Source organism: Gottfriedia sp. NPDC058432, from assembly GCF_042721555.1.
Lineage (GTDB): Bacteria > Bacillota > Bacilli > Bacillales > Bacillaceae_G > Gottfriedia.
On the sequence record NZ_JBHXLC010000002.1, the window covers coordinates 233,604 to 255,004 of the forward strand.

Below are 21,401 nucleotides of genomic sequence, written 5' to 3' on the forward strand. Positions count from 1 at the left end.
ACAAATTACTCTCAAGCAAAAAAGTCAAAAAGGGTGCTTATGACATTACGAAGATTGATTAACACCCTTTATGAAAGTGCAACGATTAGATCGGCTTTTTTCAAATTAAAAACTTCCCTTAAAAATAATAAAAGACAAGAATACAGAACTTCGTATTCTTGTCTCTTTTTTTATTCTTGAAAAAATCAAAAACTGGTACTCGAAATGAGATCCAGCGTATTTATCTGCAAATAATCATACTTTTAAAATATATAAGTCCTAAGCATTTACGATTAATTGTGCAATCTCCATTGCTTGTTCATTTAAATTCATCTTTTTATAATAATTAAATAATTCCTTTTTAGAGCGTTCTACTAAAAAAGTAAAACCATTTTTTTCAAACATAGGTAAAGCTTTACTGTTTAAATAATGATGATACTCTTTTTCTTTTGACTTTAATAAATAAAGTAAAAGTTTATATAAATGGATATATAAAATGTAATTATTTTTTTTCGCTATGAAAAGGCCTGCTTCAGCGTCATGCACAAGTTCTTCTACGTTAGAAAAACCACCATCAAAGGAACTACGAAGATAGCCTTCCAACGATAGTAAATACGTTGAACACTCTGGATCTTTTAGCATCATGGACTGTTTATAATATTTACTTGCTTCCCTATAATTTTTACCTCTATAAAACACATAGGCTAAATTATGCAAAGCTTTTGCTTTTCGATCAGGAGCATTACACAATTCACAGCTTCTAATCAAATTTTTGAAACGATTAATAATTTCTTCCTCTAAAGTGTCACTTTGAACCTGGATAATCATTAACATCTCTGCATCAATTACCCTAAGATAGTTATTAATTTGCTTAAAAAATTGATGAGATTTTTCAGCATGATAATAGGCTAACACAGGAGAATTTAAAGTATGGTAAGCCGATGCTAGATGGTAAAAATATTCAGGATTTTTATAAACTGTATTATCAATCGACTTTAAAATTTCGATCACCTTACTGTATTCTTGCTTTGCTAAAGAATAAATTCCTAAAATATGCTTTAATAAATTTCTTTCATATGGAGCTAATTTATCTTCTTTTTTTTGTAGCTTTTTAATGATTTTATAAGCTTCATTGCATTTACTGTGCGCAAGAAAATATTTCGCTCTTAACAACTGATACATATCATTATATTCAGAGATTTGGATTAATTCTTCCATTTCAAATTCATAGTAGATCTGATCCATCTCTTCGAATAACTGCATAACGATAACATCATGCCAGTGAAGTAATCGTTGTTTTATATTCATAAAATTAGCAACTTCTAATTCCATATCAATTCCAAGTCTGTTTGATAATAAATTAATAATTTCAGGGGCGTACTTTGTTTGTGCACATTCTATTTTACTGATATGGGTAACGGAGCAAATGTTTTTTCCTAATTGTTCTTGTGTTAGTTTGTATTTTTCTCTATAAAATTTGATAATTTTTCCTTCATACATAACTAAGTCCTCCTCCCATCCAAGATTTTAGAAATAGTACCTAATACTAAAATTCTACATTTAACAACAAATTTAGTATATTTAGAAAACGCGTGTAGCATGTGAAGTAATACTTAAAGATATATTAAGGAAAATTAAAATTACGGTAAAATTTATAGAGTTGGAGATGAGTGAAATAGCGCTATCTAATCAATAATTTACATATTTACCAACTTATTACATATATGGGAAGAGATTTATGTTTAATGAAAAATAAATTTTTTTTTTCTAAAAGATTTTTTTAATAATTAAACTAATTTGTCGATTTTTGAGCGATTTATGTTAGAAAAGGCTAAAAAACTGTATGCAAGTTCGCTTACAGTTTTTATACGTAGTTAGGTTTCTCCTAATTATGCCATCTTATTACCGATTCTAAAAAGTAGGGATAATTGTTTAGCAAGATACTGAGGGGTATAAGGCATGTCATTTCTTAGCCAAGATACAATTGTACCAATTAGGGCTGAAGACCCGTACCAGATAATAATATCCTTTTGAATATCTGTCTTAATGTGCAAAGAATCAACTTCTCTTCGTTTTGTTATTGTTTCAGTAATGATTTTTAATAATTGCTCTGTAAAGATTGGAGTTTTAGTAGAAGCAAGAACTACTTTATAAAACTTTGCATTATTAGCAATATGTTCAAGCAAGTTTAAAAGCTTCACCGAATCAGTTTCTTCTATAGAATTATAGTTTGGTGAATCCCTCATAATTTGTCCAAGCTTCTCACCCATTTCCAAAGCCATTTTCTCCATCATATCTTGTATATCACGATAATGTAGATAAAATGTAACTCGATTAACTGTTGCACGCTCCGATATTCGATTAACTGTTATTTTGTTTAAATCCATCTCCTGAAGTAGATCGATAAAAGCGTCTTTAATTAATTGACGTGTACGAATGATTCTAGGATCCATTTTTGTTTTATCTTTCAAATCAAATCACCTTTTCCATGAAATTTACAATTTCTTTAAATGTGTTTAATATGTTTAGTTTTAACTACAAAACTAAAAAGAGTGATAACTACAATACATTTCTTCAAATATTGTCGGTTGTAAGAATGAACTAACTAATTATAATTTAATTTATATCATGTTTATTATTAAACACTTTGTAAATTATGTCCATGATAAAGAGAGAAAGGAATGATGGGGGATTGAGTAAAACAACGGGAATAGACACAAATTCGATAAAAAAAGGACCTATTATGTTCATTTTAATTTTAGGTGCCTTTCTTGCAACATTAAATCAAACGCTTATGAGTGTTGCCATACCTGAGCTAATGGTTGATTTTCATATCAAGGCAGGAACAGCACAGTGGTTAACAACAGGCTACATGCTAGTAAATGGTGTATTAATTCCGATTACAGCCTATTTAATGCTACGTTTCACCACACGTGAACTATTTCAAGCTTCAATGATTATCTTTTTAGCAGGAACAATTGTATCGGCAATTGCGACCGATTTTCCTGTCCTGTTAACAGGACGCTTGATTCAGGCTGCAGGTGCAGGAATTATTATGCCACTACTTACTAACGTTATTTTGACGCTATTTCCGCCAGAAAAACGTGGAGGAGCAATGGGGATGGTTGGGCTGGCGATAATATTTGCCCCAGCAATCGGTCCTACACTTGCAGGTTATATAATGGAGAATTACAAATGGGAAACGATGTTTTACGGAATGATTCCATTTGCTATTCTTGTAATCGTACTTGGTTTCATTTATCTGCGAAATGTATCAGATCGTATCAAAACTAAATTTGATCTTCTTAGCGTTACACTGTCTACAATTGGTTTCGGTGCAATGCTTTACGGTTTCAGCCGAGCTGGAAGTTTAGGTTGGTCGAATTCAGAAGTTATTAGTACGATTGTTGTCGGTGTATTGGCACTTGTCCTTTTTGCATGGAGACAAATGGTTTCGCAAAATCCTTTACTTGATTTGCGTGCATTCAAGTTTAGTATGTTCTCATTAACGACAGTTATTAATATCGCAGTAACGATGGTAATGTATGCAGATATGATGCTACTTCCTCTTTACTTACAAAATATTCGTGGCTATACACCGGTTGAGTCAGGACTTCTATTACTTCCAGGTGCATTAGTAATGGGCTTTTTAATGCCAGTTACTGGAAAGCTGTTCGATCGTGTCGGTGCGAAATGGCTAGCTATTTTCGGAATGATTATTACAATTGCAACAACACTTGGCTTTACAAACTTAACGGACTCGACAAGTTACACATATCTAGTACTAATGTCCACTGGACGACGAATCGGTATGGCATTAATGATGATGCCAATTCAGACAGCTGGTTTGAATCAACTTCCAAAGCAATTAAATGCACACGGTACCGCAATTACAAATACAGTTCGTCAAGTTGCCGGAGCGGTTGGTACATCACTTCTAGTTACAATTATGACAGATCGTACTAAAACGCATATACAGGATTTAATTCCTACAGCGGCTTCTAAGGGATTAACACAAGCTCAAATTATAAAAGAAGCTTCAATTAACGGAATAAACGATGCTTACCTGGTGATTGTTGGAATAGGTGTCCTTGGATTATTACTTTCTTTCTTTATCAAGAAAGTTAAACAAGCAGCTTCTGAAGAGGCAACAGTAAAATTAAAAAAGGTAACAGTTAAAGCATAATACATCATAATTAATTGGAGGGAAAATCATGAGACTTCAAAATAAAGTAGCTGTAGTAACTGGTGCTGGTTCTGGTATGGGGAAAGCAATTGCTACCCTTTATGCTAAAGAAGGTGCAAAAGTGGTTGTATCTGATATTAATGCAGATGCTGCAAATGTTACCGTAGAAGAAATAAAATCAAACGGTGGGGACGCTATAGCTATTATGGCAAATGTAGCACAAGAAAATGATATTCAAAACCTAATTGATACTGCCGTAGATACTTTTGGTACGTTAGATATTCTAGTTAATAATGCAGGAATTATGGATAACTTTGAACCTGCTGGTGATATTGAAGATGATAAGTGGGAAAGAGTTTTCGCTGTAAACACTACAAGTGTAATGCGCTCAACAAGAAAAGTCTTACCGATCTTTTTAGAAAAAGAGCAAGGAGTTATTATTAATGTAGCTTCTGCAGGTGGACTTCAAGGGGCGAGAGCTGGAGCGGCTTATACAGCGTCTAAGCATGCAGTTGTTGGATTCACGAAGAATACTGGCTTCATGTACGCAACGAATGGAATCCGATGCAACGCAATTGCTCCCGGTGGAGTTGAAACAAATATCGGTTCCTCCATGACAAATATTAACGAATTTGGTATGGGACGTATTCAAGCAGGATTAGGAGTAAATCCACGAGTAGGTAAACCAGAAGAAATTGCAGAAATAGCTTTATTCCTTGCTTCAGATGAATCAAGCTTTGTTAATGGTACAGTTATTACTGGTGATGCTGGTTGGACTGCTTATTAGGATAGGGAACTTTATAATGAAGAGGGAGGACCGTCTGATATTTTGGACGGTTTTTTTTATTTTTGTGAAATATTTTATGAAAGTGTTAGTTGGAAATATGAAGAATACTACTTTATTGTGACAGAACTATGAAAAATATGGAAAGTACACAAAGTTTTCAGATTATTCGGGTGATGGTCAAGTTTAAAATGATACATTAAAAATATATTAATATTTTATTAGTTTTGGATTTTTTAATTGAAACTAATGCTAGATTAATAAACAAAAAAATTTAAAAAAGGAGCGTCAGTATGAAGAAGAAAATTATTTTTGTAATTTGTTTGTCCCTTCCCTTTTTCGCAAAATCTGTAGAATCAGCATCTGCGACTCAGAAGTATGATGGGAAACTAACTGGGTATTTAGAATCGAAAAATGCATTTAATATTTCTAAAGGGTGGTTACATGTAAAACACGAACAATATAGTGCAGGGGGAAAATCAATTAAAATAACACCATTAAAGAAAAGTATAGTAGGGTTATACCTCCCTGTAAATAGTGCTTCACAAACATTTCGTGGAAATACTTCAGTAACATATCAAGAAGGGGTAGGCAATGGTCAGTATAGACTTTCATTTGAAGTTATTAAAGGCGAGGATAAATCGTATGTAGGTGTTAAAGGCCAATTTTGGTAAGGGAACTTGGCTTTTATGAAAATAAAACTAAATAATCTATTTACATTACTAATATCTACATTATTTGTACTTTTTGTTATGAGAGCATTTCTTGGAGACTTTCTTTCAAGGCTTATTCCATATGCAAATGCTTTTTTGGGATATAGTTTATTTTTATGTTTAGTATTAATTGTTAATATAATCATAAATATGGGTTTGTACTATAAAAAAAATAGGAAATTCTATATTAGTAAATTTGGTTTCGGAGCATTTACACTTACTTATATAGTATTTTTGGTTTCTGTTCTTTTTTCAAGAAACTCACTGGGAAATCATTATAGAAACAATTATATACCGTTTAAAACGATTTTAGGATATTTAGACAGTAAAGCTGACTTTATTTATATCTTTTCAAATATTGTGGGGAATATTGTAATTTTTATTCCTCTAGGATGTATAGTTTATTATTACTTTTATAGAACGATGAAAGTTTCTATTTGTATTTTAGTTTCTATATTATTAGTCATACTTATAGAATTTTTACAAAAGAAATATGTTGTAGGAAGTTTCGATATTGATGATATACTATTAAACTCACTTGGGATTTATTTAGGTATAAAAATATTAGTAGGAGAAGGTAACAAAAAATCTAAAAACCTTCTTGAAAAATCAGATTAGGACAGTATATAAAATTAAGTGCAGATGAACTAACTTCACCAATAATTCGTTGGTGGCTTTTTTTTAGGGAAGAGTTATAAAAAAATAACCCCTCATCTTAAAAGATGAAGGGTAGATACTCAGAATGTATTATCCAACGTTTTTCTTAACGTCTTTCTCATCAACCCAAGCCTCTAACTGATCACGACCTGGTAAGTTATCGATTTTATCAGCAGAGAAGACTGGATCCAAACCTTGTTTCTTTTGAGAAACATAATCTTTTAATAAAGCTTTTACAACTTTAGCTAAACGCGTAATTGCGTAAAGATTAACTAGTACCATTAATCCCATGAAAATATCAGCTAAAGACCAAATTAATTCAGCGCTATATAATGCTCCGAATAACACCATTCCAATTACAGCAAAACGGTATACGTAAATTGATTTTTTCGAATGCTTCATGAAGCTAATATTCGATTCACCGTAGTAATAGTTACCCATAATTGTACTTAATGCAAATAAGAATACTGAAATTGCAACGAATGTTGCAGCGAAATCACCAAGACTTACACGTAAAGATTCTTGCGTTAATGGAATACCTGATAATTCAGATGTTTTATAAACGCCTGAAACTAATACAATCATAGCTGTAGATGAACAAATGATAAATGTATCAACAATTACACCTAAAGCTTGAATAAAACCTTGTTTTATAGGGTGAGTAACGTCAGCTGTTGCAGCTGCGTTTGGAGCAGAACCCATTCCAGCTTCGTTTGAGAATAATCCACGACGAATACCGTGAAGTACTGCAGCACCCATAACGCCGCCAAACATTTGTTTAAACGTAAAAATTCCTTCAGAGAAAATTGCACCAAATACATCTGGTAAAATATCGAAATTTGAAATCATTACCCATAAAGCTAAAATAATGTAAACACCAGCTTTAATAGGTACTAAAACAGTTGAGAATTTAGCAACTGAATGTACGCCACCAAAAATAATAAGTGCTGTAATAATAGCCAGTACAATCGCAGTTGTTTTTGTATTTACGCCAAATTCATTATTAATAGAGGCAGCAATCGTATTTGCTTGTACTGCATTAAAAATAAGACCAAAAGATAAAGTAATTAAAATACTAAAAATAACACCAAGCTTTCGATTACCTAAAGCTTTTTCCATATAATAAGCAGGTCCACCACGCCATGAAGAGCCATCTTTCACTTTATAAAGCTGAGCTAATGTACTTTATACAAATGCTGAAGCTGAACCAATTAATGCCATTAACCACATCCAAAATACTGCACCTGGTCCACCTAATGCAACTGCTGTTGCAACACCAGCAATATTCCCCGTACCAATACGAGCAGCCATTCCGATCATAAATGCTTGTAATGAAGAAACAGTCTTTTTGTCTTTGTCTCTGTTTCGACCATCAACTAATAATCGAATCATTTCAGGGAAGAATTTAAACTGAATAAATCCTAAATAAACTGTTAAAAATAGGCCGATTGCAACTAATAAAATAACAAGTAATTTAGCCCATAGATAGTCGTTGAGTACTGAAACCAAATCTGTCATGAATCCCTCTCCTTTGTAAGAATATTAGCAAAATTATCCAATAATTTTGACTACAAAGTGTAATAATAAATTATTCTGTCGATGAAGGCAACGATTTTTTTAATGATTATCCAAAAAAAAGGTAACATTAAAAAAAGATTAAAAAAGTAAGTATTCACTTACTTTTTGTTGACGAAATTCATTTTGGTTAATATACTATAAAAGTGAATAAACACTTACTTTTTTGCAGCACGCTAAATACTAAGAGTTAATGCCTTTTTAACAACGTTTTTTATGGAGGTAAAAAGTGAATAAGGGAGAAAGAACAAAACATCACATCCTAGAAAAGTCTATCCAACTATTTGCGAAAAATGGTTATGATGGTACGACAATTAATCAAATTGCAAAGGAAAGTAAAATTTCCGAAGCGACGATTTATAAGTATTTTAAAAGCAAGCTGGATGTATTGATTACTTGTGTCAAACCAGATATTCAAGACGTTTGGATGGAAGAGGACTTTAGTGAACTTTCAATTGAAGAATTGCTTAGGTTATATGTTGAGAAAAGGATTAAATGGGTGGAAAAGAATCGAAATCAAATTGAGATTTTGATCAGTGAAACTTTACGACACCCTGAGCTATCAGAAATTTTCTTTCAACAAATCTATCGTAAAACACCAATTGAAGAAGAAATAGAAGCTAGAATGCACGCGAAAGAAACAAATTTTCATTTAGAAATTCCGATTTTAAGTTTAAGTATGATTACGACGATTATATCGATTCTTAATCTACAAAAAAGTGTTTTGGATAAAGACCCAAAGCATATTACAGACGACGCCATAAATAAAATGGTGCAATTAGTTTTATTTGGGCTAATAGGAAACAAAGGTCTTGAATAAACTTGAAAATAATCGAGAGAATGGTTTAGTATTTCCTTTAATTTTTTTATAAAAGGAGTATTAGACTATTTATATGCAATAAATTGACCGAAACACAAAAATGGTCAGTTGGTCTAAAAGGGGAGTGATTTTGTGTTTAAACAGGAATGGAAAAATATTTTTAAGAAGCCAATGACAATTGCAACAATCATTGCGATTGGTCTTGTGCCAATGCTTTACTCATTAATTTTCTTATCAGCTTATTGGAATCCTTATAATAAAACGGAAAAACTATCTGTTGCAATTGTTAACAATGACAAGGGTACTGAGTTTAATGATAAAAAGCTTAATGTAGGGAAAGATTTTGTAGAAGGATTGAAAGATAATAAGTCATTCAAATGGAAAGTTACAAATAAAAAAGAGGCAATGAAAGGATTAAACGATGAAAAATATTATTTAGTCATCGAATTACCTTCTAATTTCTCTAAAAATGCAGCAACGTTATTAGACGAAAAACCGAAAAAAATGAAATTAAATTATTACACGAATGCGGGTAAAAACTACGTAGGTGCACAAATTGGAACAACCGCAATGAAAGAAGTAAATGCTAATATCTCAAAAGAAATTACAGAACAATATGCTAAAACAGTATTTGATAATTTCAAGGATATTGGAAATGGCATGGTAAAAGCATCTGATGGTGCAGGTAAAATCAATGATGGTGCAGCAAAAATAACAGATGGAACTGATGTTTTAAATAAAAATTTAAAAAAATTAAATGACAGCATGATCACATTTGAAAATGGAAGTACAAAACTGAAAGGTGGAGCGACACAATTATCAGATGGTATTAAACAATCAAATGATGGTGCTAATAAATTAAATACTGGTTTAAACGCTCTTCTGGATGGAACTGGTACATTAAAAGCTGGTTCAAGTGATTTAAATAATGGCCTATCACAACTAGTCGGAGGCGGCAATAAAATCGAAGCCGGCTCTTCTAAGCTAGAAGCTGGAAGTAACCAATTAAATGCTGGATTAAAACAATCTTATGCTGGCGCTACCCAACTTCAAAAAAATGAAGCGGGATTTAATGAGAATTTGGGTGCTACAAATGATGCACTTAAATCAATTGTGAATGGATTGCAAGATGGTACTTTAAGTAAAGAGGATTTACAGAAATTACAAGCAATCTCTAATAGCTTAGATCAACTATCAAAAGGAAGTAATCAAATTAAAAATGGTGTTGATCAAATTGCAGCTGCACAAGGTCAATTATATGAAGGTTCAAATAATCTACTTGCTGGACAAAAAGAATTAAATGCAAATTTAGGTTTATTTAATAGTAAATTGGAAGAAGCATCTAATGGAGCAAATCAACTAGCTCAAGGAAGTAATGCTTTATACAATGGTACAAAGGAATTAAGTGAAGGAAGTTCGTTACTTTCAATAGGCCTAGGTAAATTAAATACAGGCGGGGACCAATTAGTCCAAGGGATCAATCAATTAAATGATGGTTCTAAACAACTATCTGATGGTACAAATAAGCTATATAGTGGGTCTGGAGACTTATTAAAAGGAGCTACTGATTTAACAAAAGGAACAACAGAACTTCATAAATCTCTGAAAGATGGTGGAGATGAAGTAAACAAAGTTAAAACAAGTGATGAAACCGATAAATTCTTTGCAGAACCGACAGAGCTAGTTTCTCATAAATTGAATAATGTAAAAGAATATGGTGTAGGTTTAACACCTTATATCTTATCAATTGGGCTATTTGCAGGTGGGTTAATGTTCACTTCAGTTTATCCGATGAGAAAGAATTCTATTGCTCCGACTACTGGATTAGCTTGGTTCTTTAGTAAATATAGCGTTCTAATCTTCGTGGGAATCATGCAATCGATCGTAGCAGATATGGTTTTAATTTATGGTATGGGTCTTGATGTGAAAAACGTGTGGTTGTTCGTAGTGTTTACAATGATTACTAGCTTGACCTTCTTTTCATTAATACAATTCTTAACTGTTACATTAGGAAATATAGGGCAATATTTAGTGTTTGTTATGATGTTATTACAAATTGGTGGAACTTCAGGTACTTTCCCAATTTCATTAACACCAACATTTTTCCAAACGATTCATCCATATTTACCTATGACGTATGCTATAAAAGGATTCAGAGAATTAATCTCTAGTTCTGTTAGCAAAGGGTTTGTATGGGATCAAGTCTACTATTTATGTGGATTTGCAGTGTTATTCATTATCTTAACAAATGTAACCTTTGCAGTTCGTGTTAAATTATCAAAGAAAAACCAATTAAGTGAAATCGAAGCTTAAAACGATAAAATAATAAAAAGGATTGAAGTCTAATAAAAAAAGATTTCAATCCTTTTTTATAAATTATTATTATTGTTACTTAAGGAAATTATTTCTAATTTGAAATATGAAATCTCATTTAAGATGCAGAGGTAAGGTATTTTATGAATTACACTAAAATAAATAATATGTTTTGTGGAGGTGTAAATGTATGTCACATACCGGACATCTAAATTCAAACTTAAATAGTTCTTTGTTTAAAAAACAGAAAGTTTATTTACCTTTTGCTTCCAGATCAATTTTTGCTAATCCAGGAAATATTAGGAGTGCACACGAATATATCGAGTCGAATGATTATGATAAGCCAATAGTTTCAACCAATAGAAATAATGACGGCGTTTCAGGTTATTTTACAATTAGTTGGCATCCAGATTCCAAGGCAATTATGTACCTAATTGCTATATTTAATGGAATTTACTATCAATATCTATCTGTAGATGGAAATCAGAATAGTTGGAGTACAAGAGGTAAGGGGATCTATCCTAAAAAACAGCACTTTAAAAAAGAAGATATTGGCTTTCGAGCAGATGGACGTGGCACGGAATTTGCTATTGATCCATTTTTATTGTATTCAAAGTCCAGTAAGATTTATGGCGGAAACGAAATTCAATCACTTGGTTTTGACGATACTAGAAAGTATTTTGTTCGTATTTATTCCGTTTATACAAACGGGGACATTAATTCATTATCTAATGAATTAAAAATTACTTTATAGGAACAAATGAAGGGGAATTTACTAAAAAAATATTCGCTGGTAAATGAGAAAATTAAAAAGTTCCAAATATATAAGTCTATCAAGTGCAGAGGAAAAAATAAGGGAGTATCTGAAAGTTTGATGCAATAATTCCTTAAAGTTTGTGATGATTAAGTAGTATTCTCCACTTGTTATAACAGTTTATTGAAATGGAAAAGCTAAATAAAATACTTATTTATAAAAGAACGTTAGGTGATATTATGAACAGATTTGATGAACGACATGCAAGTTTAATTTATTTTCTTTTTGAAAAAAATGGTTGGTGTAGTTTAGCAGATTTATCCGAGAAGACAGGGTATTCTCGAAGTACGATTTGGAGAGATATTACTTTTTTAAATTCAGCTTTACCTAAAGGGTGGTTCATTGAAAAAAGTGAAACAGAGGGAGCGCGTTTAATTAAATCTCCGAACGGTACCCTTGAGGGGATATGGGCTTATATGAAAAATGAGAATCCATATTTTCAAATCTTAGAGTATATTATTCTTAATAACGGTGTGACGATTAATGAAATTTCGACAGCTTTTCATATAAGTAGATCAACTGTATATAGACAGTTGGATCAGATAAAAGAAGTTGTAGAAGAAGCTGGTATTACTCTTGATACTAGTCCTTTTAAATTAAGTGGTGACGAGAAAAAGGTACGTCGATTTATGATGCAATACTTGGAATATAAGGGTCTAGATTATCTAAACGATCTAAAAAATATAGATCTCCAAAATTTTCGAGATGCAATTGTAAATTATACAACTGATCTTTCGATTACTCTTCATCTTGGAGCTATTCAACGTTTATCTTTTATTTTAGAAATTATTAATTTAAGAATTTCTATGGAGTGTTATATTTCTTTTTCTAAAGATATATATGATAAATATAAAAATACTGCGTATTTTGATATTGCAAAGAAAATGTTTCCCTTTATGGAAAAGTGTCCAACTAGAGAACAACAAACACAAGAAATTTTATACTTTTGTCTCTGCCTTTTAAGTGAAGTTATGCCAAATAATATGACTGAAGAGCTTTATAAAATACGTATTAAAATGAAAGAGAATAAAGAAGATCCTCGTGTACATTTTTTAAATGGATTATCTGATTATTTGCACTTTGATTTAGCTCAGGATGATGACTTTCTTTATAAATATTTTTCAACAATTAAACGTACAAAGTATGATACTCAGTTTTATACGGATACTCGCATGAATACTGCGCTTCCATTTTTACCTTACGTCGAGGAACATCCATTATTTATTGGAATTGGTAATTTAGTAAAAAAGCATCTTGAGAATGAAACTATGTCATATGGAAAACTAGAAATTTTAGAATTGTTTTTATTAGTACATGCCTTTTTAATTCGCAAAAAAAATAGTATGAAGATCAATACTGTATTGATTTGTCGAACCTATATTGAATTGGATTATATTTACGAACTTCTTGATTATCACTTTGGAAAACACCTTGATATAAAAATTTATGATTTATCAGATATAGATGTAATTAAGAGACACAATCATTTAGATTTAGTGATATCAACATTAAAAGGTCAATTTTTGAAGGAACATTTACCAGTTTTAAAAATATCTACGTTTCCAACCGAAGCTGAATTAACTGGAATTAGAAAGTTTATTGATCAATACTTTACTAAAAGACTACATTTACACGAAATATTACCAGATTAATTCTTAATGAAAAAAACTCTTAGTCATTATAAGACCAAGAGTTTTTAATATTTTATCCGGTAGTTGTTTGGAATAGATAACCTATTCAATTAAAAGTAAAACAAATGCGGTAATCAATTTATATATAAAAAAACTTTCTATAGCTAGTATTCTTTAACTTGAATATACGAACAAAAGCAACATCAAGAACGATGATGCTTTTGTTTATATAATTAAATTTATTGAGAAATAAACATTTGTGTCCATGCATTAGAACGTGAGTCATAACCTACACCAATTTGATCTAATTTAGCGTTCAAAATATTTGCACGGTGTCCTGCACTATTCATCCATGCTTTTACTACCTCTTCTGGAGTTTTTTGTCCTTTTGCAATATTTTCAGCTGCATGATTATAAGAAATTCCAAACTTTTTCATCATATCAAATGGTGAACCGTAAGTTGGACTGTTATGATCAAAATAATTTTTATCAGTCATGTCTTTTGACTTAATACGAGAAACTTTAGATAATTCATTATTAGCTTTAAAAGGTTTTATACCAGCTTTTGTTCTCTCTATATTAGTTAATTCTATAACTTTTGATTCATATGCAGATAAAGAAGCAGGCACTTCGATTTTAGATGGATTTTCAGGTGCCGGATCTATTGGTTTTGATGGAGTATTTGGTATTACTGGTTGAGCAGGCTTTGATGGAACATTTGGTATTACTGGTTGAGCAGGCTTTGATGGAACATTTGGTATTACTGGTTGAGCAGGCTTTGATGGAACATTTGGCATTACTGGTTGAGCAGGCTTTGATGGAACATTTGGTATTACAGGCTTAGCAGGCTTTGATGGAACGTTTGGTTTTATTGGATGAACAGGATTTGGTGGAACGTTAGGTGTTACTGGTTGAACAGGTATTAGTGGAATATTAGGTGTAATTGGTTGTGAAAGTTTAAATGGTATATTTTGTATTTCTATTGTTGTATTTTGTTGGTGATTATTGTTGTTACTCGTCTCTTTAAAACTTTTAATAGTTTGGTCAAGGTTACTTACTATATTAGATTTAAAAAATTCACTAAGTTGTATGGAATTATTTGAAGGTAATTTATTAGAAAATGTTTTCGCTATTGATAGTTTAGGTAAGATAAAGTATTGGTATAAGGTATTATTAAATAAATGATTTTGTTGAATAGATTGTTTTGTATCAGCATGTGTATGTGTATTAAAAATTAGAGATCCAATTAAAACTGTCAATGTAATTGTTTTTTTCATTTGTAAATCCCCCAATTAAGATTATTGTGTTGTGCTCCTGTCGAGAAGAACAATTTAAGTCTAACAATTATCTATACAAACAATCGTTTCATTATTGAATTGAGTAATTTCTTAAATAAAACGATGTGGCTTGGTAATTGTTTTTACTAACTTTTCGATAAATTGAATAGACAAATTTGGAAACATTACGAAAAAATAACTTGATTCTTTACTTTAATTAGGTACCTTCATAATTAAAATTGGTAATTACACTTTAGTTTGCAGACATGATACACTCCATTTTCAAAACATTAGTATTCTGATTTAATACAAAAAAGAGCCTTCCTTGAAAGAAGGCTCTTTTTCACGTTGTTGGAAATCTTAAATACCGTTAAATAAAATAATCAGATTGTAAATACCTTTTAATTTGAATAACTATTTAGTTTAACCGGAACATATTGAAGCAAAGCCAATATAGGATTGCTTCAATAATGTTTTTTCATTTAATCAGCTAAGTAATAAGGAATAAAAATGTGGCGACTATTTTATCAAAAAAAAGTAACTTAAACAGTGAATGTGAATCATGTCACAAAATAGACAATTTATAGACACTATTTAGACAAATAAGATTAAGTCAAAACCCCTTTGAAAAAGTAAACTATAAGTAACAAGAGTACCATTGAGTGGTTCTCTAAAATTTACTTAATGAATTATTTGTGAAAAAATGTTCAAAGTTTTGCTCGGGCATAATGAAAATTTTTTTTGAAATGATTTTTATCCTAAGGGGGATGTACTGTGAGTGTATTAGAGCTTGCAAGAATACAATTTGGTTCCACAACAATTTTCCATTTTTTATTTGTTCCACTTTCAATCGGTTTAGTATTTATGGTAGCAATAATGGAAACATTGTATGTTTTTCGAAATAAAGAGGAATATAAAAAGTTAACAAAATTCTTTGGGCACTTATTTTTAATTAATTTTGCAGTTGGTGTTGTGACAGGTATTATTCAAGAGTTTCAATTTGGTATGAACTGGTCTGAATATTCCCGTTTTGTAGGGGATGTATTTGGTGCGCCACTTGCAATTGAAGCACTTTTAGCATTTTTTATGGAGTCTACATTTTTAGGAATTTGGATATTTGGTTGGGAACGACTTAATAAAAAAATTCATTTAATGTGTATTTGGCTAGTTGCTTTCGGAACTTTAATGTCTGCGTTTTGGATTTTAGCAGCCAATTCTTTCATGCAGGAGCCAGTAGGCTTTGCAATTAAAAATGGCCGTGCAGAAATGACCGACTTCTTAGCAATCATTACAAATCCACAACTTAAAGTTGAGTTTCCTCACACAATTGCTGGAGCATTAGCAACTGGAGCGTTATTTGTTGCGGGTGTAAGTGCGTATAAAATCTTAAAAAAACAAGAAACAGAACTTTTTAAAAAGGCGTTTAATCTTGCAATGGTGTTCGCTCTAATTGCAGGAATTGGTGTTGCATTTAGTGGACATTCTCAAGCAAAACATTTAATGAAAACACAGCCAATGAAAATGGCTGCAAGTGAAGGGCTATGGAAAGATAGCGGTGACCCAGCAAGCTGGATGGTCTTTGGTCTGATTGATTCGAAAAAGAAAGAAAATAAATATGAGGTTGAAGTACCATATTTATTAAGTTATTTAGCTTATGAGAAGTTCGAAGGTAAAGTACCTGGTATGAATACTTTACAAAAACAATATGAAAAATTATATGGTCCTGGAAATTATATTCCACCAGTTAATACAGTTTTCTGGAGCTTTAGAATTATGGCTGGAGCAGGAATGGTCATGATTTTAATGGCGATGCTAGGTTTATATTTTAGCTATCGTAAAAAAATAGAATCAAAAAATCTATTCTTAAAGGCATCAATTTTACTAATTTCTTTACCGTTTATTGCAAATACAGCTGGATGGGTTATGACGGAAATAGGTCGTCAACCATGGACTGTATTCGGTTTAATGACTACTGCTGCATCTGTATCACCTAATGTTTCAAAAGGATCACTCATTTTTTCAATCACAACTTTTACAACAATGTATGCAATTTTAGCAGTTGTTTTAGTTTACTTGTTTGTGAAAGAAATTAAAAAAGGAACACACCATGTTGAAACTGAAAAAGTTCCTACGGTCGATCCGTTTGAAAGGGAGGCGACAATCGTATGATTGCGTTAAATGAATTATGGTTTTTACTCGTAGCAGTTTTATTTATCGGGTTCTTCTTTTTAGAAGGCTTCGATTTTGGTGTAGGTATATCTACAAAGCTACTAGCCAAAAATGATACTGAACGAAGAATATTAATAAATACAATTGGCCCGTTTTGGGATGCAAATGAAGTGTGGCTATTAACTGCAGGTGGAGCAATTTTTGCAGCATTCCCAAATTGGTATGCAACAATGTTTAGTGGATATTATATTCCGTTTGTATTTGTTTTAATGGCATTAATCGGGCGTGGAGTTGCTTTTGAATTTAGAGGGAAAGTCGAAAGTTCAAAATGGTCAAAATCCTGGGATTGGGTCATTTTCTTCGGTAGTTTATTACCACCATTTCTATTCGGTGTATTATTCTCAAGTATCCTTAAGGGGATGCCGATTGATCAAAATATGAATATTTCTGCAGGGTTTACTGATTACGTTAATTTATTTACTGTAGTCGGCGGTGTAACTGTGACATTACTATGTCTCTTACACGGATTAATGTTTTTAACATTAAAAACGGTTGGAGAATTAAGAAACCGTGCACGTTCTCTAGCACGTATGGTAATCATACCAGTGTTCTTATTCTTAGTTGCCTTTACTGGTATGGCATATTTTGAAACGGATATGTTTAAAGTAAAAGCACATATAACAATTCCACTTATTTTATTAATCGTAGTATCTTATATTCTTGCTACAATATTCATCCTTAAAAAGCGAGATGGTTGGTCGTTTGCTATGTCGGGCCTTGGTATTGTACTAACAGTCGGGACATTGTTTACTTCTCTGTTCCCAAGAGTCATGATTAGTTCAATCAAAAATACGTATGACTTAACTGTTTATAATGCTTCATCTGGTCCTTATTCGTTAAAAGTAATGACAATAGTTGCATGTACATTATTACCATTCGTATTAGGTTATCAAATTTGGAGTTATTATGTGTTCAGAAAAAGAGTGGATGAGAAGGATTTGACTTATTAATGGGAAAAGATCTTATTAAATATAAAGGGATTAATCGTTTATTAATAATCCTATCTTTTTTAACAATTATACAAGTAACAGCAATCATTATTCAGGCATATATGCTTTCACAAGCTATTGTCAGATTGTTCAATGGAAAAAATAGTAGCGATATTTTATACGCTACTATTTTCTTCATCAGTGCATTTGTCTGTCGATATATTATGTCGACGATCAAACAAAAATGTTCAGAGCATTTTGCGGACATTGCTTCAACCGAAATGAAAATGAAAGTATTGGAGAAAATCTTTAAACTTGGACCTAGATTTGCAAGAAAATCAGGAACCGGTAATATCGTAACGCTTATTATGGAAGGAACTACACAACTAAGAAATTACCTAGAAATCGTTCCATTGAAAATGATTAACTTAGCAATTGTCTCACCAGTAATCGTAATCTATATTTTCTTTGTTGATAAAGTTTCTGCACTTATACTAATCGTAACATTTCCAATCATTATTATTTTTATGATTCTACTCGGTTTGGCAGCTAAAAAGAAATCAAACAAACAATGGAAGGTTTACCGTATTTTATCGAACCATTTTACTGATTCATTACGTGGTTTAGAAACATTGAAATTTCTTGGTTTAAGTAGAAAACATATTAAAAAGATAGAAAGTGTAAGTGAAAGATACAGAGAAGCAACGATGGGCACATTAAAAGTAGCTTTTTTATCATCATTTGCACTAGATTTATTCACAATGCTGTCAATCGCTACAGTTGCAGTCTTTTTAGGACTTCGATTGATTGACGGAGTAATTTTATTAGGGCCAGCACTAACAATTTTAATTTTAGCTCCTGAATATTTCTTACCAGTTCGTGAAGTTGGAGCTGATTATCATGCTACATTAAATGGTCAAGAAGCTGGAAAAACAATGCAAGATATTTTAGATGAGCAGGAGTTTAAAGATCAAGAAATTTCTCCTCTTTCAGATTGGAATCGTGCAAGTAAAATTAATTTTAAAGATGTTTCAGTAAAACCCGAAAAAGATGGTCAAACGATTTTATCAAATATAAATTTGAATATAACAGGGTTTCAAAAAATTGGGATTGTTGGAGAAAGTGGTTCTGGTAAGTCAACGCTTATTGATTTAATAGGTGGATTTTTAGAGCCAGCAAATGGGACTATTCAAATTTCTGGTGAAGAGGTATCACATCTGCAAATAAAAGATTGGCATAAACAGTTAATCTACATTCCACAAAGTCCTTATATTTTCTCAAAATCATTAAACGATAATATTAGCTTTTATAAACCTAATGCTACTAAAGAAGAAATTGAAAATGCAGCAGTTCAAGCTGGGTTAACTTCTTTAATAGAAGAATTGCCAAAAGGATTAGACGAAAAAATTGGTGAAGGTGGAAGAGCTTTAAGTGGCGGGCAAAGTCAACGCGTCGCCCTTGCTAGAGCATATCTTGAAAATAGACCAATTCTTTTGTTAGATGAACCTACTAGTCATCTTGATATTGAAACTGAGTTTGAATTAAAACAAACAATGCTTCAGTTATTTTCTAATAAATTAGTGTTTTTGGCTACACATCGCTTACATTGGATGAAAGAAATGGATCAAATTATTGTGATGAATGAGGGTAGTATCATTGAAGTTGGTACCCATGAAGAACTATTAATGAAAAATGGACATTATTATCGATTAATTCATAGTTAGAAGGTAAATGTATGTTAAATAAAAATGGATGGATTTTACCATATATAAAAGAAAATCGTCGTTTATTTATAGTAGTGATTTTCTTAAGTTCACTGACTATCTTTGCAGCGGCTTCTCTTATGTACACTTCCGGCTATTTAATCTCTAAAGCAGCAACTAGACCTGAAAATATTTTAATGATTTATGTCCCAATCGTAGCTGTACGCACTTTTGGTATCTTAAGGTCAGCCTCTAAATATGTTGAAAGATTAGTCGGACACAATACAATTTTAAAAATCTTATCTAGAATGAGAACAAGATTATTTAGTAATCTTGAACCGTATGCACTTAATATCAATTCAAAGTTTAAAACAGGGGATATTTTAGGTCTTTTAGCAAATGATATTGAATATTTACAGGATATTTATTTAAAAACTATTTTTCCTGGAATTGCCGCATTGTTTATTTATTTTATATCGGTTGTTGCTCTTGGTTTCTTCTCTATTCCATTTGCAATCTTAACAGCAGTAATTTCCTTTGTTTTAATAGGTGTTCTACCGTATTTTTCATTATTAGTTGAAAAAGCGCGAACTTACCAAATAAAAAAGGAAAAGAGTCATTTATATGAAAATTTAACTGATGCAGTTATGGGTATAAGTGATTGGCTGTTTAGTGGTAAACAAAATAGCTTTATAAAACAATATAGAGAAATGGATGAATCGTTAAGAAACATCCAAAGTAAGGAAAAAGGATTTAGAAGAAGACGCGATTTAATTGCACAATTTATTGTAGCAATTTTAGTTTTAATGATGCTTTATTGGGCAGGTAATGAAAGTTTAGCTGGAGATATTCCTAAGACTTTTATCGCTGCATTTGTTTTAGTTTTATTTCCTTTAACAGAAGCTTTTATTCCACTATCAAATTCTCTTGGAAGTGTCCCTCTATATACTGATTCAATCAACCGTTTAGAAGGGATTAAAGAAGTGAGTCGTAATCAGGAATCACCTATTATCGAAGGAGATATTAAAGATTATCGAAAAATCGAGTTTAAAGATGTAACTTTTCATTACTCGGAAAGCGAAACTATCTTAAAGAATGTTTCTTTTACAATTGAGGAAAACAAAAAAACTGCTTTATTAGGTCCGAGTGGTTCAGGTAAATCGACCATTCTTAAGCTAATTGAAGGAGTAGAAACTCCTATTGGAGGAAACGTTAAAATAAATGAGATTGAAAGTATAGCTTTAGGAGACCAAATTTCAAAAGTAGTGTCTGTACTTAATCAAAAGCCATATTTATTTGATACTACAGTTATCAATAATATACGTTTAGGAAATCCAAAAGCAAGTGACGAAGAAGTAATAGAAGTAACGAAGATGGTTGAACTGCATGATTATATTGCCTCACTTCCAGAAGGCTATAATACACCTATGCAAGAAACCGGTGTAAGATTCTCTGGTGGAGAACGACAAAGAATAGCCTTAGCTAGAATACTTCTTCAAAATACACCAATAGTTATTTTAGATGAACCAACTGTCGGATTAGATTCAATAACAGAACGAAAACTACTTCAAACAATTTTTAAGGTATTAGAAGGAAAAACAGTATTATGGATCACACACCATTTAATCGGTGCAGAAATGGCTGATCATATTCTTTTCTTAGATAAAGGTAAGATTGCAATGAAAGGCTCACACGATGAACTTATCAAAACTGAAGACCGATATCGCAAGCTTTTTGAACTAGATCGACCATTTAGAAAATGACTTTGACAAATTTGTCTGAGTCATTTTT

General features: G+C 31.6%; 15 protein-coding genes and 1 pseudogene. 12 read left to right on the top strand and 4 right to left on the bottom strand.

The genetic code is table 11. The annotated features are described in order from the left end of the window. Window positions 1–258 precede the first annotated feature (258 nt). Together ACFWM3_RS03375 and ACFWM3_RS03380 are read right to left on the bottom strand one after the other, a co-directional pair. The gene (locus ACFWM3_RS03375) at window positions 259–1,479 is read right to left on the bottom strand and encodes a helix-turn-helix domain-containing protein (RefSeq protein WP_390310216.1); all 1,221 of its coding nucleotides are present in this window, start codon (window positions 1,477–1,479) and stop codon (window positions 259–261) included. A 389-nt stretch (window positions 1,480–1,868) separates the two neighbouring features. Next, window positions 1,869–2,432, bottom strand: coding sequence for a TetR/AcrR family transcriptional regulator (locus ACFWM3_RS03380; protein ID WP_390310377.1), 564 nt, complete (start codon window positions 2,430–2,432; stop codon window positions 1,869–1,871). Window positions 2,433–2,722: 290 nt separating this feature from the next. Here ACFWM3_RS03380 and ACFWM3_RS03385 point away from each other — a divergent pair, with 290 nt between their 5' ends. The 4 genes from ACFWM3_RS03385 to ACFWM3_RS03400 all read left to right on the top strand — a co-directional run bounded on the left by ACFWM3_RS03385 (window position 2,723) and on the right by ACFWM3_RS03400 (window position 6,280). Then, the gene (locus ACFWM3_RS03385) at window positions 2,723–4,165 is read left to right on the top strand and encodes a DHA2 family efflux MFS transporter permease subunit (RefSeq protein WP_286131637.1); all 1,443 of its coding nucleotides are present in this window, start codon (window positions 2,723–2,725) and stop codon (window positions 4,163–4,165) included. 28 nt (window positions 4,166–4,193) lie between these two features. Next, the gene (locus ACFWM3_RS03390) at window positions 4,194–4,952 is read left to right on the top strand and encodes an SDR family oxidoreductase (RefSeq protein WP_056468993.1); all 759 of its coding nucleotides are present in this window, start codon (window positions 4,194–4,196) and stop codon (window positions 4,950–4,952) included. 290 nt (window positions 4,953–5,242) lie between these two features. Then, window positions 5,243–5,623 carry a hypothetical protein gene (locus tag ACFWM3_RS03395; RefSeq protein ID WP_390310217.1) on the top strand — a complete coding sequence of 127 codons (381 nt, stop codon included), beginning with the start codon at window positions 5,243–5,245 and terminating at the stop codon, window positions 5,621–5,623. Between the two features lie 15 nt (window positions 5,624–5,638). After that, complete coding sequence (locus ACFWM3_RS03400; RefSeq protein ID WP_390310219.1) at window positions 5,639–6,280, top strand: VanZ family protein; 642 nt, start codon at window positions 5,639–5,641, stop codon at window positions 6,278–6,280. 129 nt (window positions 6,281–6,409) lie between these two features. On the opposite strand, the pseudogene ACFWM3_RS03405 reads toward ACFWM3_RS03400, so the two are convergent. Then, a pseudogene (locus ACFWM3_RS03405) lies at window positions 6,410–7,837 on the bottom strand (alanine/glycine:cation symporter family protein). 286 nt (window positions 7,838–8,123) lie between these two features. Between ACFWM3_RS03405 and ACFWM3_RS03410 the strand changes: the two are divergent. The 4 genes from ACFWM3_RS03410 to ACFWM3_RS03425 all read left to right on the top strand — a co-directional run bounded on the left by ACFWM3_RS03410 (window position 8,124) and on the right by ACFWM3_RS03425 (window position 13,493). Next, window positions 8,124–8,714: a TetR/AcrR family transcriptional regulator gene (locus ACFWM3_RS03410; protein WP_390310221.1), complete on the top strand. Its 591-nt coding sequence runs from the start codon at window positions 8,124–8,126 to the stop codon at window positions 8,712–8,714. Window positions 8,715–8,846: 132 nt separating this feature from the next. Continuing rightward, complete coding sequence (locus ACFWM3_RS03415; protein WP_390310222.1) at window positions 8,847–11,027, top strand: YhgE/Pip family protein; 2,181 nt, start codon at window positions 8,847–8,849, stop codon at window positions 11,025–11,027. A 190-nt stretch (window positions 11,028–11,217) separates the two neighbouring features. After that, window positions 11,218–11,781 carry a hypothetical protein gene (locus tag ACFWM3_RS03420; RefSeq protein WP_390310224.1) on the top strand — a complete coding sequence of 188 codons (564 nt, stop codon included), beginning with the start codon at window positions 11,218–11,220 and terminating at the stop codon, window positions 11,779–11,781. A 239-nt stretch (window positions 11,782–12,020) separates the two neighbouring features. Next, window positions 12,021–13,493 carry a BglG family transcription antiterminator gene (locus tag ACFWM3_RS03425; protein WP_390310226.1) on the top strand — a complete coding sequence of 491 codons (1,473 nt, stop codon included), beginning with the start codon at window positions 12,021–12,023 and terminating at the stop codon, window positions 13,491–13,493. 218 nt (window positions 13,494–13,711) lie between these two features. Here ACFWM3_RS03425 and ACFWM3_RS03430 read toward each other — a convergent pair whose 3' ends face one another. After that, window positions 13,712–14,749: a CAP domain-containing protein gene (locus tag ACFWM3_RS03430; protein WP_390310228.1), complete on the bottom strand. Its 1,038-nt coding sequence runs from the start codon at window positions 14,747–14,749 to the stop codon at window positions 13,712–13,714. A gap of 774 nt (window positions 14,750–15,523) precedes the next feature. On the opposite strand from ACFWM3_RS03430, the gene ACFWM3_RS03435 reads away from it, so the two are divergent. The 4 genes from ACFWM3_RS03435 to cydC are packed head-to-tail and all read left to right on the top strand — an operon-like array spanning window position 15,524 to window position 21,373. Next, on the top strand, window positions 15,524–16,918 hold the full coding sequence (locus ACFWM3_RS03435) for a cytochrome ubiquinol oxidase subunit I (RefSeq protein WP_390310230.1): 1,395 nt from the start codon (window positions 15,524–15,526) through the stop codon (window positions 16,916–16,918). Beyond that, window positions 16,915–17,928 carry a cytochrome d ubiquinol oxidase subunit II gene (gene cydB / locus ACFWM3_RS03440; protein WP_056468941.1) on the top strand — a complete coding sequence of 338 codons (1,014 nt, stop codon included), beginning with the start codon at window positions 16,915–16,917 and terminating at the stop codon, window positions 17,926–17,928. Before ACFWM3_RS03435 ends, cydB begins: the two co-directional genes overlap by 4 nt. Beyond that, a complete protein-coding gene (gene cydD, locus ACFWM3_RS03445) occupies window positions 17,928–19,631 on the top strand; it encodes a thiol reductant ABC exporter subunit CydD (RefSeq protein WP_390310232.1) in 1,704 nt (567 codons plus the stop codon). Before cydB ends, cydD begins: the two co-directional genes overlap by 1 nt. A gap of 11 nt (window positions 19,632–19,642) precedes the next feature. Beyond that, on the top strand, window positions 19,643–21,373 hold the full coding sequence (gene cydC / locus ACFWM3_RS03450) for a thiol reductant ABC exporter subunit CydC (RefSeq protein WP_390310234.1): 1,731 nt from the start codon (window positions 19,643–19,645) through the stop codon (window positions 21,371–21,373). Window positions 21,374–21,401 lie beyond the last annotated feature (28 nt).

Bases quoted from the DNA above. Each gene is read 5' to 3' on its own strand.
- ACFWM3_RS03380 (WP_390310377.1), bottom strand. From the start codon at position 2,432: ATGGATCCTAGAATCATTCGTACACGTCAATTAATTAAAGACGCTTTT.
- ACFWM3_RS03430 (WP_390310228.1), bottom strand. From the start codon at position 14,749: ATGAAAAAAACAATTACATTGACAGTTTTAATTGGATCTCTAATTTTT.
- ACFWM3_RS03390 (WP_056468993.1), top strand. From the start codon at position 4,194: ATGAGACTTCAAAATAAAGTAGCTGTAGTAACTGGTGCTGGTTCTGGT.
- ACFWM3_RS03420 (WP_390310224.1), top strand. From the start codon at position 11,218: ATGTCACATACCGGACATCTAAATTCAAACTTAAATAGTTCTTTGTTT.
- ACFWM3_RS03385 (WP_286131637.1), top strand. From the start codon at position 2,723: ATGTTCATTTTAATTTTAGGTGCCTTTCTTGCAACATTAAATCAAACG.
- ACFWM3_RS03375 (WP_390310216.1), bottom strand. From the start codon at position 1,479: ATGTATGAAGGAAAAATTATCAAATTTTATAGAGAAAAATACAAACTA.
- cydB (WP_056468941.1), top strand. From the start codon at position 16,915: ATGATTGCGTTAAATGAATTATGGTTTTTACTCGTAGCAGTTTTATTT.
- cydC (WP_390310234.1), top strand. From the start codon at position 19,643: ATGTTAAATAAAAATGGATGGATTTTACCATATATAAAAGAAAATCGT.
- ACFWM3_RS03395 (WP_390310217.1), top strand. From the start codon at position 5,243: ATGAAGAAGAAAATTATTTTTGTAATTTGTTTGTCCCTTCCCTTTTTC.
- cydD (WP_390310232.1), top strand. From the start codon at position 17,928: ATGGGAAAAGATCTTATTAAATATAAAGGGATTAATCGTTTATTAATA.
- ACFWM3_RS03425 (WP_390310226.1), top strand. From the start codon at position 12,021: ATGAACAGATTTGATGAACGACATGCAAGTTTAATTTATTTTCTTTTT.
- ACFWM3_RS03400 (WP_390310219.1), top strand. From the start codon at position 5,639: ATGAAAATAAAACTAAATAATCTATTTACATTACTAATATCTACATTA.